The following is a 14,398-nucleotide window of genomic DNA, read 5'->3' on the forward strand; positions in this document are numbered from 1 at the left end:
GGAATCCATGTCGGCCAATTCTGATTGGGCGCCGCGTTTTTGCGATCATTTCTCCAGACATGATGATTTGATATCGGCATGAGTGAATTGGTTGCGGCGTTGCCGATGTATGACTGGCCCGAAATGCGCGGCGAGGTCGACGCGCAATGGATGCTGCTGCGCGACGCGTTTCGGCAAAAGGGTATCGACGCACCGCAAACCATCGTGCGGCGCAATGGAGACCTGCCGCCGGTGCCGGGCGGTATTCGTGATGCTGCCGGTGCATTGATCGCACCCGATCCAGCGACATTGCCGCCGGACGAGCTCGATTTTCACATACTGTGGCTGCACCCGGCGCTGCTGTTCGCGCAGACCTGCTGGGGGCCGATGGAACTCGGCCTGTCCAGGCATGTGCAGGTGGTTGCCCAGCCAAGCTACGACGCCTACGAAGGCGGGCAGGGCGAGCTCTATTCCAGCGCCATCGTCATGCTGGCGGATGGCGCGCCGTCGGTTGCCTCGCCCAATGATGGCAGCCCGCTGATCCCACTCGATCGGATCCGCGGCAAGCGCTTCACCTTCAACAGCCTCGATTCGATGTCGGGGTTCCTCGGTTTGACGCGCGACCTGGAGGCGATGGGCGAGAGCCTTGACCTCTTTGCCTCGCGCAGCGAAAGCGGTGGGCACCGTTCCTCGATCGTCGCAATTGCAGAGGGCAAGGCCGATATAGCGGCCATCGACTGCGAGAGCTGGGCACTGGCGCAACGCTGCGAGCCGGCGGCGAAAAAGGTGGCGGTCGTCGGCTGGACCGGACGGCGCAAAGGCCTGCCCTACATCACCGCCGCAGGGACACCGGAAAGGACGGTTGGGGCGTTGCGCGAGGCCATTGCCGGGCTAGCCGAGCAGTCTCTTATCCAAGGGGTAGGTTGAGAGCTGTTCGTTGCCCGTATCGGTGATCAGTATCTGTTCCTCGATCTTGACGCCTTCGCGCCCGCCAAGCCTGCCGATATAGCTTTCCACGCACAGCACCATGCCCGGTTCCAGCACGCCGTCCGGAGTGTCCGATGTCCAGTCGCTGGCATGCGGCAAGGTTGGGTATTCATCGGCCAGGCCGACGCCGTGATAGAGCACACCGTATCGCGTCGGGAAGCAGTCTCCCGGTGGCACGGCCGAGCGTTCGACGAGGTCGCGAAACGAGATGCCCGGCTGCATCAGTTCGGTGTTGTGCCTGATCTGGTCAGCGGCGATGCGGAACAGGTCGCGCTGTTCATTGGTTGGCTTTGTGTCCCCACACAGCCATGTGCGCGACAGGTCGGCGCAGAACCCGTAAGGGCCGATCAGGTCGGTGTCGAAGGCGACGAGATCGCCAGCCTCGATTTTCCGCGACGAGCATTCCTGGAACCATGGATTGGTGCGCGGGCCTGACGTCAGCAGTCGCGTCTCGATCCATTCGCCGCCGCGCGCGATGTTGCCGCGGTGCAATTCCGCCCACAGCTCGTTTTCGGAAATCCCCGGCTTCAGCGCCTGTTTCATCTCGCCCATCGCCGCCTCGCAAGCGACGATGGCGCGGCGCATGGCGAGGATCTCGTCCGGTGATTTGATCAGCCGCGCGTTCTCCATCACCGCTTCGCCATTGCCGATGGAAATCCCGAGCCGCGCCAGTTCTTCGACGCCCTCCGGATTGATATGGTCGACGGCGATGCGGCTGTTGCCGCCGCCATGCTCTTTCACCAGATCGGCGATCCCGGCGGCCCAGCGGCGAACTTTCTGCTCCGTCAGGTCGCCGCCATAAAGATACATCCACGACACCGCCGGCCGCACTTCGTCGACGACGCCGGAGTGGTCGGACAGGTGCTCGCAGGAAAAATAGTCGAACAGCAGCACCGGCCCTTCGGTGGCGACAAAGCAATGCCGCGTCGGGTTGTGCGCCACCCAAAGCTGCATGTTGGTGCTGTCGGTGGCGTAGCGGATGTTGACGGGGTCGTAGAGCAGGGCGCCGGCATAGCCGCGCCGCTTCAGCTCGGCGCGGATGCGCTCCAGCCGGTATTGACGCATGGCAGGAAGATCGGGCGCGGCAATGCCTGCCGCAGCCCATTCAGCCTCGGCCTGCGCGCCATAGCCCAGCACATGCTGGTTGAGCGAAGCCGCCTTCCGGCGGGAGGCGTCGCGGAGGGCCTCGATCGAGCCTGGCTCGAACGGCATGATCTTGCGATGGCGGCCAAAGCTGCCCTTCGGCCCCGCGCTGCCCATGGTCGAACCTCAGGTCCGCATCTTCTCGCCGCTCGGATCGAAGGGTGCTTCGACATTGATGCGGGCCGGGCGCCGGTGACCGAGGATCTCGATCTCGAACAGCCCGGCACTTTCGTCCTCGGCAAGCGCTGCGGGGACGTAGCCCTGCGCCATCGACTTCTGCACATAATGCGCATAGCCGCCCGACGTGACCCAGCCGACCACGCGCCAGTCACCGTCGACGATGCCACGCACGGCGGAAGCGCCTTCGGCAGCCTTGGAGCCGCGTATTTCCTTGCCGCCCTTGTCGAAGCGCGGCGCGCCATAGCCATGCGGCTTTTCCACCGTGCCATAGTCCTTGCTGACCTTGGCCCAGATCGGCTCGTCGCCCATGACATCGGCGTCGGCGGCATCGACGATGAAGGAAACGCGGCGCAGTTTCGGTCCTTCCGCGTGTTCCTTCGCTGCAGCCTCGCGGCCGATGAAGTCGTTCTTCTCCAGCTTGATGAAGCGGTCCATCGTGCCTTCGAACGGTCCATAGATCGGCCGCAACTCGCGGAACCAAGTCGGAAAATTCTTTTCGAGGCGCATGGAGAGCAGAGCGCGCATGCCGAAATCGACAAGGCCGAATTCCTCGCCGGCGTCCTTGATCGCTTTGTAAACCAGGCGCTCGTAGGCCGGCGCCATCCAGATTTCATAGCCGAGGTCGCCGGTGTAGGTGATGCGGTTGACCATGCAGGGCGCCCCGCCAACCGCCATCTCGCGGAAATCCATGAAGCGGAAAGCTTTTGTCGAGACGTCGACATCGACCAGTTTCTGCAGCAAGTCCCGTGATTTCGGCCCGGCGATCGACAGGCCGACCAGCGTCTGGTCGAAGCGGTGGATGCGCACCGTTCCGTCCTTCGGCAGGTGCTTCTCGAACCAGCGCATGTGGTATTTCTGCGCCGCCGACGAGCCCCAGATCATGAAGCGGTCCTCTGCCGCCTTGGCGATGGTGAAGTCGCCGATCAGCTTGCCGAATTCGTTGAGCATCGGCGTCAGCACGATGCGGCGGGTCTTCGGCATGCGGTTGGTCATCAGCCGGTTGAGGAAATCCTCGGCCGCGGGTCCCGAGACCTCGTATTTGGCGAAGTTGGCGATCTCGGTGACGCCGACGCGCTCACGCGTGGCGCGCACTTCCTCGCCGATCGGCCCAAAATCGTTGGAGCGGTGGAAGGAGACGATATCCCTGGGTTCCTTGCCTTCAGGTGCGAACCAGAGCGGCGTCTCAAGTCCCCAGGAGTCGCCCATGACGGCGTTGTTAGCCAGCATGGTGTCGTAGAGCGGCGTCGTCTGCGCCGGGCGTGCCGCCGGCAGTTCCTCATTGGGGAAGCGGATGGAGAAGCGGCGCGAATAGTTTTCGCGCACCTTGGCGTTGGTGTAGCGCAGGCCGGCCCATTCGCCGAAGCGGGTGACATCCATGCCCCAGACGTCGAAGCCGGGGTCGCCATGGACCATCCAGTTCGATAAAGCGAGGCCGACGCCGCCGCCCTGGCTGAAGCCGGCCATCACGGCGCAGGCGCACCAGAAATTGGTCAGGCCCTGCACCGGGCCGACCAGCGGGTTGCCGTCGAGTGCGAAGGTGAAGGGGCCGTTGATGATCTGCTTGATGCCGGCCTTCTCGATGCCAGGGAAATGCTTGAAGCCGATTTCCAGCGACGGCGCGATGCGGTCGAGGTCCGGCGGCAGCAATTCATGGCCGAAATCCCACGGCGTGTTGACCGGCGACCACGGCTTGCAGGCCTTCTCATAGGTGCCGAGCAGGATGCCGTTGCGCTCCTGGCGGGTGTAGATCTCGCCCTTGAAATCGAGAACGCCGATCATTTCGCGGCCGGTAGACTTGTTGAATTCCTCGACCTCCGGCATCGGCTCGGTCAGCAGATACATGTGCTCCATGGCCAGCACCGGCAGTTCGACGCCGACCATGCGGCCGATCTCGCGCGCCCACAGGCCGCCGCAATTGACGACATGCTCGGCCTTCACCGTGCCCTGTTCGGTGACGACGTTCCAGGTGCCGTCGACCTCCTGCGTCAGTTCCACGACGCGGTTGCGCAGCACGATCTCGGCGCCGAGTTTTTTCGCCGCCTTGGAATAGGCGATGGTGGTGCCGGACGGGTCGAGATGGCCTTCGACCGGATCCCACATGGCGCCGACGAAATTGGTCTCGTCCATCAGCGGGAACATCGCCTTGGCCTCGGACGGCGTGATCAGTTCGGTGTCCATGCCGAGATAGCGGCCCTTGGCATGCGCTAGGCGCAGGAAGTCCATGCGCTCGGGCGTATCGGCCATCATCACGCCGCCGGTCAAATGCAGGGAGCAGGACTGGCCGGATATTTCCTCGATCTCCTTGTAGAGCTGCACCGTATAAGCCTGCAGCTTGGCGACGTTGGGGTCGCCGTTCAGCGTGTGGAAGCCGCCTGCCGCGTGCCAGGATGAGCCGGAGGTGAGCTCCGAACGCTCGATCAGCATGATGTCGGTCCAGCCGGCCTTGGCCAGGTGGTAGAGAACCGAGCAGCCGACGACGCCGCCGCCGATGACAACCGCTTTTACGTGAGATTTCATCAAGATAGGTCCGTTTTTGCGTAAACTGAATCAGATGGGGTGGTCGGCGGGGAGCCGATTAAAAATCGGTCGGCGCGCCGCCTTCGGACCGGCGCTTGGCGACGAAGGCGTTGAGTTCCTCGCGGATGGCCGGGTCCATGTAAGGCTCCTCATAGGACGCCAGCCGCTCTTTCCAGACCTTGTTGGCCTTTTCGAGCGCCGTCGGCGAGCCGGCTTCTGCCCAGGTCTCGTAGTTGCGCCAGTCGGAGAGGATCGGCGAGTAGAAGGCGGTCTTGTAGCGGTCCTGTGTGTGCTGGGTGCCGAAGAAATGGCCGCCGGGGCCGACCGACTGGATGGCGTCGAAGCCGAGCGCCTCTTCGGAAAGGTCGAGCGGGGTCAGGAATTCGGCCACCATCTGCAGCAGGTCGATGTCCAGGATGGTCTTCTCGTAGGAGCAGCGCAGACCGCCCTCCAGCCAGCCCGCGGCATGCATCATCAGATTGCCGCCGCCCTGGATGGCGCCCCACAGCGAGAACACGCTTTCATAGGCCGCCTGCGCGTCGACCGTGTTGGCGGCGCAGGTGTTGGAGGTGCGGTAGGGAATGTTGTAGCGGCGGGCAAGCTGGCCGCCGACGAGCTGCGCTTTCATGTATTCCGGCGTGCCGAACGCCGGCGAACCGGACTTCATGTCGACATTGGAGGTGAAGCCGCCATAGCCGACGGGTGCGCCCTTGCGCACCATCTGGGCGAAGGCGATGCCGGCAAGCGCCTCGGCGTTCTGCTGCACCAGTGCGCCGGCGATGGTGACAGGCGCCATGGCGCCCGACAGGGTGAACGGCGTCACGACGACGACCTGGCCCTTGCTCGACATCTGGATGATGCCTTCCATCATCGGCACGTCGAGCTTGAGCGGCGAATTCGTGTTGATGATGGTGAAGACGGACGGCTCTTCCAGCATCTGCTCGTGGCTGATGCCGCGCGCGATCCTGGCGATCTCGATGCCGTCGACATTGCGTTCCTTGCCGAGCGAATAGATGTGGAACACCTTGTCGGTGAGCACGCTGAGATCGCGGATGCATTCGAGGTGGCGGACGGACGGATGGATATCGGTCGGCTCGACCGGGTAGCCGCCCGTGCAGTTCAGGATGTTGTGCATCTGCGCGAGCTTTAAGAAATTGCGGTAGTCCTGCTGGTTGCCGGGCCGGCGGCCGCGATCGATGTCGGAGCAATTGGGCGCCGAGGCCATCATCGAGATGATCACATTGTTGCCGCCAAAGCGCACATTGTGCGCTGGATTGCGGGCATGGATGGTGAACTCCGACGGGCAGTGCGACACCAGTTCGAGGATCATGTCGCTGTCGAAGCGCACCCGCTCGCTGCCGTCGCGCACATCGGCGCCATGCGCCTTCATGATGCTGCGGGCTTCGTCATGCAGCACGTCGACGCCGATTTCCCTGAGCACGCGCAGGGAAGCGAGGTGGATCGATTCCAGCTCGTCGTCGGAGACCAGCCTGGTCGGCGCCAGTGGGTTCTTCAACTGGCGAAAAGCCGGCTGCTCGAAAGCGGCCGAGCCGCCGGCGCGCTTTCCGGCGCGGCCGCCGCGACGGGCGCGGTCAGTGGCCAATGCCGGTTCCAAGGGTTGTAGGGCGGCGGTCATGATGGTCCTCGTAGGATGCGATAGCGGGCGGCATAATGGACCGGCGGCTGTCCAGCCATTGCGGAGGCGGCGACCACTAGGGCGAGGGAAGCGACATGCCGGAACGGCAGTTGCACGGCCACGACTTCGGCCTGATCCTGCCGCCTCGTTGGCGTAAACGGATTTCGGTGGCCGGCCCTTCCTTTCCCGGGATCGAACCGATAGCTACTCGGGCTTGCCGGCCTGATGGCCAGCAGTTCATTTGGATGGCAGCATGGTCGCGACCGGCTCGAGCGAAGGCGAAGCAGGAACGCAATGGGCAGCGCTTGCCGGCGTCACCGCGGCACTTGCCATGTTTGGCGCCGCGCAAGGGCTGAGTTCGCCGCTGTTCACGCTCTTGATGCAGAAGCAAGGCATGTCGCCGGCGCTGATCGGCTTGTCGGCGGCGATGATGCCGCTCGGGCTGATCCTTTCGGCTTCCTTCGTGCCGGCCGCGGTGCGGCTGGTCGGTGGGCGCAACCTGGCGGTCGGCTGCTCGCTGATCGGCGCGCTCTGCTTCCTGGGTATCGGCTATCTGCAGGACTGGGTGGCTTGGTTCGTCATCCGCTTCATCATCGGCGTCGTCATCAACCCGCTCTACATCCTCGGCGAGGTGTGGGCACTGTCGCTGGCGCCGCCATCGCGGCGCGGCAGGGTGATGGGCGTGTTCAACACGCTGATGGGCGCCGGTTACGCCGCCGGACCATTCGCGCTGACCCTGCTCGGTACGTCGGGCTGGGCGCCCTTCATGGTCGGCGTCGCCGGTTTCGCGCTCTGCGCGGTGATCCTGCACGCGGTCTCGTCTAAGCTCACCGGTTTCGAGGATGACGGCCAGCCTGCCAGCGGCCTTGTCGGCTTTGCCAGGATGGCGCCTGCGCTGCTGCTTGCCGTGCTTGTCTCGGCGGCGGTGCAGCAGAGCACCTATGCGCTGGTCCCGGTCTTCGGCGCCAGCTACGGCCTGGCCGAAGCCGTTCTGGCCTCGCTGGTGATGGCGCTTTCCCTCGGAAACATCCTGCTGCAGATACCACTCGGTCTTCTGGCGGAGCGTTTTGGCGGCCGCGCCATGATTATCGTCTGCGCGCTGGCAACAACCGTTTGCGCGCTTTTGCTGCCTCTGCTGATCACAACGCCGTTGATCTGGGTCGTGCTGCTGGTGATGGGCGCGGTCGGTTACGGCGTCTACACCATGGCATTGGTCGAACTCGGCAGCCGGTTCAAGGGCTCTGTGCTGGTCGCCGGCAACGCGGCCTTTGCGCTGATGTGGGGCGCCGGTGGCATCGTCGGCCCACCTGGCGCCGGCCTGCTCATGCAAGGCATCGGCCCGCTCGGGCTGCCGGTCGTGATCGCCGGCCTCGACGCGGTGCTGGTGATGTTCGCGCTGTATCGGTCGTCCGTGCGCCGAGCTTCTTGACGAGCCCAACCTCCTGACAGGCATTGTCCGGAGAAAGCGGTTTTCGCCTGCCAGGGGCTTACCACCACGTTGCTCAATCGCTAATCCTGCAGCCTCGATAGCGGTGCGCACATGAATTTGGTTGAATCGAACAAGGACGAGACGATGCAATGGGCAGCGATCACCGGTGTGATCGCGACCGTCTCGGTGTTCGCCATCGCGCAAGGGTTGTCCTATCCGCTGCTGAGTTTCATCCTGCAGCGCCAGGGCGTTTCGCCAGCGATGATCGGCTTGTCGGCGGCCATGACGCCGATCGGTTTCATCCTGTCGTCGCCATTGATCCCGGCGCTGGCGCGGCGGTTCGGGGCAGGGCGCACGGCGCTTACCTGTGCGGCCCTTTCGGCTGTCGTGCTGGCGCTGATCGGCTGGACGCAAAATGTCTATTTGTGGTTTCCCCTGCGCTTCCTGATCGGTGTGGTGACCAACCCGCTCTATGTGCTGAGCGAGATCTGGGTCATCGCGCTGGCGCCGCCGGCCCGGCGAGGGCGCGTCATGGGTGTCTATTCGACGATCATCTCGGCCGGTTTCGCGGCCGGGCCACTGTGCCTGCTTGCAGTCGGCACCGAGGGCTGGCCGCCGTTTCTGGTCGGCATTTTCGCCTTCGTGCTGTGCGGCATTTGCCTGGCTTCGGTGCTGCCGCGTTTGCCCAAGGTCGACGAGGCCGGGCATCAGGTTTCCGTCCTGGGTTTCGTGCCGCTGGCGTGGCTGCTTTTGTTTGCCGTCATAGTCGCCGCCGGCTTCGAACAGGGCGCGCTGGCGTTGCTGCCGGTCTATGGCACCCATCACGGCATCACCGAAACCCGCATGTCGGCGCTGCTGTCGGTGATGATCGCCGGCAACATCGCCATGCAGGTGCCGCTTGGCCTTTTGGCGGAAAGGCTTTCCGCGCGCCTGGTGCGGCTTGCCTGCGTCGCGATCACGGTGCTCGGCTGCGTCCTGCTTCCGCTTCTCATCGAGTCGCCGCTCATCTGGCCGATGATCTTTATCTGGGGCGCGGTTTCCTACGGCATCTACACGATGTCGATCATCGAGCTCGGCGAACGCTTCACCGGCTCCGCACTGGTTGCCGGCAATGCGGCCTTTTCCTTGATGTGGGGCGTCGGCGGTATCGCCGTGCCGCCGCTGGCCGGCGGCGCCATGGATATTCTGGGTGCCGGCGGGCTGCCGATCACGCTTGGGCTGCTGTGCCTGGCGCTGGCCATTGCGAGCCTCGCTGGTCGGCGGAAAGCCTCAATCGTGCGCTGAGCATAGTGAATATCGATACAGCCTGTCGGCGTTGGCTTTTCAAAGCAACGCGTTTATCGGAGACCTCATGACCAAGCCTGCCACCCAGACGCCGAATTCCGCCCCCACGACCGACGATCCCTTCCTCTGGCTAGAGGATCGGACAGCCAAGCCGTCGCTCGACTGGGTGCATCGCCAGAACGAGGTCACGGTTGGCGAATTGCAGGGCGATCCATCCTATGAGGCGTCGTTCCAGACCGCGCTCGACTTGATGACGGCCGAGGACAACATCGCGGTCGGCGCGGCAAAAGCCGGCCATGTCTACAATTTCTGGCAGGACAAGACCAATGTGCTCGGCCTCTGGCGCCGCACGACCGTCGCTTCCTACAAGACCGAGAAGCCCGACTGGGAAACGATCATCGACTTCGACCAGCTTGCGGCGAAGGAGGGGATAAAATGGGTTTTTGGCGGTGCAAGCCGGCTCTATCCGGACTTCAACCTTTGCCTGGTCTCAATGTCGCCCGATGGTGGCGACGCCAGCGAGATGCGCGAATTCGACATCGCGACCAAGTCGTTTGTCGAGGGTGGGTTTCGTGCACCCGCTTCCAAGTCGGGCTTCAACTGGCTGGATAAGGACACCGTGATTGTTTCCGCCGCTTTCGACGAGGCCGACAAGACCGAGTCCGGCTATCCGCGAGTCATAAAGCTGTGGAAGCGCGATACCAAGCTGGAAGACGCGACGCCGATCTTCGAGGCGCAGAAGGATGATCTCGCCGTTGGTGCCGCTGTCGAGTACGACGGTGACAGACGCTATCTGGTCCTGGCTCGAACGCTGAATTTCTTCGCCTCGCACATCTTCCTTCGGCTGCCTTCCGGCGAAAACAAACAGCTGCCGCTGCCGGATGACATGACCGATACGGCGATCTTCAGGGATCAGCTCGTCTTCGGCGTGCGCAGCCCGTGGACGGCGCCCGACGGCACGGTTTGCAAGCCCGACGGCCTCTATTCGCTCGACCTGGCGCGCTGGGTCGAGACCGGCGCGATCGGGCCTGTCGAGACCTTGTTCGAGCCGGCATATCGCGTTTCCATCGCCGGCATTGCCCGCACGCAGGACCGGCTGTTCATCAGCCTAATGGACAATGTGCGCGGCAAGGTCATCGTCTGTGAGCGCAAGGATGGCAACTGGTCGCTGAAACCGGTGGCGCTGCCCGAAAATGGTAATGTCGGCATCAGCCATGCCGAGCAGTTCGGCTCGAGCGTGTCCTTCTCCTTCACCGATTTCCTGACCCCGAGTTCGATCATCTGGTCTGACGACAATGGCGAGACGCTCGCTATAGTGAAGTCGCAGCCGGCGCGTTTCGATGCCTCGCCGCTGGTCTCGGAGCAGTTCGAGGCGCGCTCCAAGGACGGCACGATGATCCCTTATTTCGTCGTCAGGCGGCGCGATCAGAAGGGGCCGGTGCCGACGCTGCTTTACGGCTATGGCGGTTTCGAAGTGCCGCTGCTGCCCGGCTATGCCGGCGTGCGCGGCAGGCTGTGGCTGGAAAAGGGCAATGCCTATGTGCAGGCCTGCATCCGTGGCGGCGGCGAGTTCGGCCCGGCCTGGCATCAAGCGGCGCTCAAGGGCAATCGCCAAAACGGATTCGACGATTTCGCAGCGGTCGCGCAGGACGTCGTCAAGCGCGGCATCGCGACAGCAAGCTCGCTCGGCATCCAGGGTGGTTCGAATGGCGGCTTGCTGACCGGCGTTTCCTTGACGCAGCATCCCGAGCTTTTCGGCGCCGTCATCATCGAGGTGCCGCTGCTCGACATGCTGCGTTACGCCGAATTGCCGCCTGGCGCCTCGTGGATGGCCGAATATGGTGATCCGTCGAAACCCGAAGACGCGAAGTGGCTTTCAGCCTACTCGCCCTACCAGCATGTTGACGCCGCTGCCGCCTATCCGCCTGTGCTGCTGACCACATCGACCGCTGACGATCGGGTCCATCCCGGCCATGCGCGCAAGATGGCCGCCCGCCTGCAGGAAGCCGGCCATGCCAGGACGCTGTTCTTCGAGGAGACCGAGGGCGGTCATGGCGGGCGTGGCGACCGCCGGCCGCAGGCGGCGCAGACGGCGATGAAATATGTCTTCCTGCAGAGGGCGCTGGGCGGGACGGCATAACCGGCAGACCAAGCGTTGCCGGCGCAAAGGGTGGTTCACCTCGACCATCCTTTGCTCGCTCTCTTGTTTTGACGCAATTCCGGACGGAAAACCGTTTCACACTTTTCCTGGAATTGCTTAAGGTGCCGGCCATGGCTCTCGTCAGGATGTTGGTTGACGCATTTGAAGCTCGCGCATTGCGGGTCGCGGTGACACCGTCACCGCGTACGCTGCGCGCCGAGCTTTTGCGGCTGTGTGCCCGCATCGGCTATTCGCCACCTCTGTGCCTCTGAAGCATTCGCCCCGGCTTGCCGGATAGAATCCAGAGGGAAGATCAGACATGACCTATCAGAATTATTCGCTGAAGCAGCTTCAGCAGATCGACGCCGCGCATCATCTGCATCCGTTCACCGACCACAAGGAAATGCGCGGGGCCGGGTCGCGCATCATCACCCATGCCAACGGCCCTTTCATCTACGATTCCGAAGGGACGGAAATCCTCGACGGCATGGCCGGGCTGTGGTGCGTCAACATCGGCTATGGCCGTGACGAGCTTGCCGAGGCCGCCTATGCCCAGATGAAGGAACTGCCTTACTACAACTCCTTCTTCAAATGCTCGACGCCGACGCCAGTGCTGCTGTCCAAGAAGCTGGCGGAGATCGCGCCGAAGCACGTCAACCAGGTGTTCTATGGCTCGTCGGGCTCGGAGGCCAACGACACGGCACTGCGTCTCGTGCGCCACTATTGGGTGCTGGAAGGCCAGCAGGAGAAGAACCGCATCATCTCGCGCAAGATGGCCTATCACGGCTCGACCGTTGCCGGCACCTCGCTCGGCGGCATGGATGGCATGCACAAGCAGCTCAACGGAGCGGTGCCCAACATCGTCCATGTGATGATGCCCTACGCCTATGAACTGGCGCTGCCTGGCGAGAGCGATCATGATTTCGGTCTGCGCGCGGCCGGGGCTGTCGAGGAGGCGATCCTCGAAGCCGGCGCCGACAAGGTTGCCGCGTTTATCGGCGAGCCGGTCATGGGGGCGGGCGGCGTGAAGATACCGCCGGCGAGCTATTGGCCGGAAGTGCAGCGCATCTGCCGTAAATACGATGTCCTGCTGATGCTGGACGAAGTCATCACCGGTTATGGCCGCACCGGCGAATGGTTCGCCGCCCAGACGCTCGGCATCGAGCCCGACACGATCACCACCGCCAAGGCGCTGACATCGGGCTACCAACCGCTGTCGGCGTTGCTGGTCGGCGACCGCATCGCCTCGACGCTGGTCGAGAAGGGCGGCGAGTTCAACCATGGCTACACCTATTCCGGGCACCCGGTGGCCTGCGCCGTGGCGCTGAAGAACCTCGAGATCATCGAGCGCGAAGGGCTGGTCGACCGCGTCCGGAACGACACCGGCCCTTACTTCGCCAAGGCGTTGCAGGAGCGCATTGCCGGACATGATCTGGTCGGCGAGGTGCGTTCGATCGGACTGATGGGCGCGATCGAGATCGTCAAGGACAAGGCGACCAAGGAGCGGTTCCTTCCGGCTGGAAGTGCGGCGGTAACCGTGCGGGATTACGCCATCGCGAATGGCATGATGCTGCGCGCCACCGGCGACACGATGATCCTGTCGCCGCCGCTGATCTGGACCCGTGATACGATCGATATGGCCTGCGACCGCATCTCGAAAGCGTTGGATCTGGCGCAAGCCGATCTTAGCAAGCGGTAGAACTCGACCCCTCGGCTGGGCGCTCTTCGGCGGGAGCGCCCAGCCTTGAGGCCGTGCTGAAGCGGGGAGGGAACGAATTCCATCACAAGCGCGTAGTGTGTGGGGCAGCGGCCGATTCGGCCGCGACAAGGGGTTTGTTTCCATGAGAAAGACCGGCAAGAGCCGACGGACGCAAGAAGCGGCCAGAATCGGTGGCGACCTGATGCTGGCGCCGCTGGTGGCGATGATGCGGCTGCCATTGATGGCCATGGATGGCGGGAGCAGCCAGCCATGGAGCACGGAGACGGCGCGTGCGGTCAACGAGAAGACCGCCGCTATGGCCGAAGGCGCGTTTGCGGCACAAATGTCTTTCCTGCAATCGGCATCGCGGTTCTGGCCGGAAGTCTTTTCCGGCCGCACGCCATCGCTGTTCAACGGGGTTGCGGCGGAGCGCTCGATCAGCACCGCGCTGAAGCCGGCAAGCCGTGCCGTGAAAGCGAATTTTCGGCGGCTGTCCAACAAGACCTGACCGAGGTTGCAGAACTTTGATTTTGCGCACGGACGAGCGCATGCGCTAGAATCAGTCGGTACGTTACCGATGGGGACACGATGGCCGGACAACCGCTCAATCAGCCGGCTGAAATTCCAGCCGAACTCGACCGCTGGAACTGGGGCGCCTTCTTCCTCAACTGGATCTGGGGCATCGGCAACAGCACCTTCATTGCGTTGCTGGCGCTGATTCCTGTCGTCAACATCATCATGATCATCATGCTGGGCGCACGCGGCAGCCGCTGGGCCTGGCAGAACCGCGCCTGGCGCGACGCCGAACAGTTCCGCAAGACGCAGCGCAACTGGGCAATCGCCGGCCTTGCCGTCTGGGTGGTCGGGATTGGCGGCTGCGCGACGATGGTCGGCAGCATTCCCTACGTCCTGAAAGGCAGCGATGCCTATCACATGACGATGGACAGACTTCGCGCCGACGACCGTGTCAAGGCGGCGTTGGGTGATGATGTGACCGACAGTTTCTGGGTCGGCGGCCATCTCAACGTGAATGCGAATGGGGCCGGTGACGCCCAGTTCGGCATTCCGGTCCACGGCGCCAAGGGCAAGGGCACGGCTTATTCGACCGCTGTCCGGACAGCCGGCACATGGAGCCTGCGCCTGCTGGTCGTCAGGGTCGAGGGAGCCGATGCGCCGATCGTGCTGATCAACGAAGATCATGTCCCGATCCCGAACGCTGCAATCGGAATATAGCAGGGCAAAACGCAAAACCGCAGCCTAAACACGGGCGCGACAGCTGACAGTTCGGCCGGCTTTGTGGCCCAACAGTCGGGTGACCACTGCTGCGTTCCAGACAAGGAAATATGCTGAAAAGCCGGATGCTGTCTGACAGTATGCGCATGCGTTCATGTGGACCGGTGGCAA

10 protein-coding genes are annotated in these 14,398 nt (G+C 63.5%); 7 read left to right on the top strand and 3 right to left on the bottom strand.

Features of this window, described 5'->3' with window-relative positions; translation table 11 throughout:
- Positions 1 to 78: 78 nt before the first annotated feature.
- Positions 79 to 906, top strand: coding sequence for a phosphate/phosphite/phosphonate ABC transporter substrate-binding protein (locus MESCI2_RS0125850; RefSeq protein ID WP_027039008.1), 828 nt, complete (start codon positions 79 to 81; stop codon positions 904 to 906).
- Here MESCI2_RS0125850 and MESCI2_RS0125855 read toward each other — a convergent pair.
- The 3 genes from MESCI2_RS0125855 to MESCI2_RS0125865 are packed head-to-tail and all read right to left on the bottom strand — an operon-like array spanning position 871 to position 6,442.
- Positions 871 to 2,226, bottom strand: a complete 1,356-nt coding sequence (locus MESCI2_RS0125855; protein WP_027039009.1) for a M24 family metallopeptidase — start codon at positions 2,224 to 2,226, stop codon at positions 871 to 873. The two genes, MESCI2_RS0125850 and MESCI2_RS0125855, sit on opposite strands and share 36 nt — an antisense overlap.
- 9 nt (positions 2,227 to 2,235) lie before the next feature.
- Positions 2,236 to 4,806: a GcvT family protein gene (locus MESCI2_RS0125860; protein ID WP_027039010.1), complete on the bottom strand. Its 2,571-nt coding sequence runs from the start codon at positions 4,804 to 4,806 to the stop codon at positions 2,236 to 2,238.
- A gap of 58 nt (positions 4,807 to 4,864) precedes the next feature.
- Complete coding sequence (locus tag MESCI2_RS0125865) at positions 4,865 to 6,442, bottom strand: trimethylamine methyltransferase family protein (RefSeq protein WP_023812287.1); 1,578 nt, start codon at positions 6,440 to 6,442, stop codon at positions 4,865 to 4,867.
- 253 nt (positions 6,443 to 6,695) lie between these two features.
- On the opposite strand from MESCI2_RS0125865, the gene MESCI2_RS0125870 reads away from it, so the two are divergent.
- The 6 genes from MESCI2_RS0125870 (at position 6,696) to MESCI2_RS0125895 (ending at position 14,227) form a co-directional block, all read left to right on the top strand.
- Positions 6,696 to 7,871 (top strand): MFS transporter, encoded by a 1,176-nt coding sequence (locus MESCI2_RS0125870; protein ID WP_027039011.1) that lies wholly within the window; start codon positions 6,696 to 6,698, stop codon positions 7,869 to 7,871.
- Between the two features lie 111 nt (positions 7,872 to 7,982).
- Entirely contained in the window at positions 7,983 to 9,155 is a 1,173-nt protein-coding gene (locus MESCI2_RS0125875) for an MFS transporter (protein WP_027039012.1), read from the top strand.
- 67 nt (positions 9,156 to 9,222) lie between these two features.
- The gene (locus MESCI2_RS0125880) at positions 9,223 to 11,295 is read left to right on the top strand and encodes a prolyl oligopeptidase family serine peptidase (RefSeq protein WP_027039013.1); all 2,073 of its coding nucleotides are present in this window, start codon (positions 9,223 to 9,225) and stop codon (positions 11,293 to 11,295) included.
- A gap of 319 nt (positions 11,296 to 11,614) precedes the next feature.
- Positions 11,615 to 12,994 (top strand): aspartate aminotransferase family protein, encoded by a 1,380-nt coding sequence (locus MESCI2_RS0125885; protein ID WP_027039014.1) that lies wholly within the window; start codon positions 11,615 to 11,617, stop codon positions 12,992 to 12,994.
- Positions 12,995 to 13,136: 142 nt separating this feature from the next.
- A complete protein-coding gene (locus tag MESCI2_RS0125890; protein WP_027039015.1) occupies positions 13,137 to 13,502 on the top strand; it encodes a hypothetical protein in 366 nt (121 codons plus the stop codon).
- A gap of 80 nt (positions 13,503 to 13,582) precedes the next feature.
- Positions 13,583 to 14,227, top strand: a complete 645-nt coding sequence (locus MESCI2_RS0125895) for a cytochrome c oxidase assembly factor Coa1 family protein (protein ID WP_027039016.1) — start codon at positions 13,583 to 13,585, stop codon at positions 14,225 to 14,227.
- Positions 14,228 to 14,398: the final 171 nt, after the last annotated feature.

Origin of the sequence: Mesorhizobium ciceri WSM4083 (assembly GCF_000519305.1) — a bacterium.
In the GTDB taxonomy this organism is placed as follows: Bacteria; Pseudomonadota; Alphaproteobacteria; order Rhizobiales; family Rhizobiaceae; genus Mesorhizobium; species Mesorhizobium ciceri_B.

Bases quoted from the DNA above. Each gene is read 5' to 3' on its own strand.
- MESCI2_RS0125850 (WP_027039008.1), top strand. From the start codon at position 79: ATGAGTGAATTGGTTGCGGCGTTGCCGATGTATGACTGGCCCGAAATG.
- MESCI2_RS0125855 (WP_027039009.1), bottom strand. From the start codon at position 2,226: ATGGGCAGCGCGGGGCCGAAGGGCAGCTTTGGCCGCCATCGCAAGATC.
- MESCI2_RS0125860 (WP_027039010.1), bottom strand. From the start codon at position 4,806: ATGAAATCTCACGTAAAAGCGGTTGTCATCGGCGGCGGCGTCGTCGGC.
- MESCI2_RS0125865 (WP_023812287.1), bottom strand. From the start codon at position 6,442: ATGACCGCCGCCCTACAACCCTTGGAACCGGCATTGGCCACTGACCGC.
- MESCI2_RS0125870 (WP_027039011.1), top strand. From the start codon at position 6,696: ATGGTCGCGACCGGCTCGAGCGAAGGCGAAGCAGGAACGCAATGGGCA.
- MESCI2_RS0125875 (WP_027039012.1), top strand. From the start codon at position 7,983: ATGAATTTGGTTGAATCGAACAAGGACGAGACGATGCAATGGGCAGCG.
- MESCI2_RS0125880 (WP_027039013.1), top strand. From the start codon at position 9,223: ATGACCAAGCCTGCCACCCAGACGCCGAATTCCGCCCCCACGACCGAC.
- MESCI2_RS0125885 (WP_027039014.1), top strand. From the start codon at position 11,615: ATGACCTATCAGAATTATTCGCTGAAGCAGCTTCAGCAGATCGACGCC.
- MESCI2_RS0125890 (WP_027039015.1), top strand. From the start codon at position 13,137: ATGAGAAAGACCGGCAAGAGCCGACGGACGCAAGAAGCGGCCAGAATC.
- MESCI2_RS0125895 (WP_027039016.1), top strand. From the start codon at position 13,583: ATGGCCGGACAACCGCTCAATCAGCCGGCTGAAATTCCAGCCGAACTC.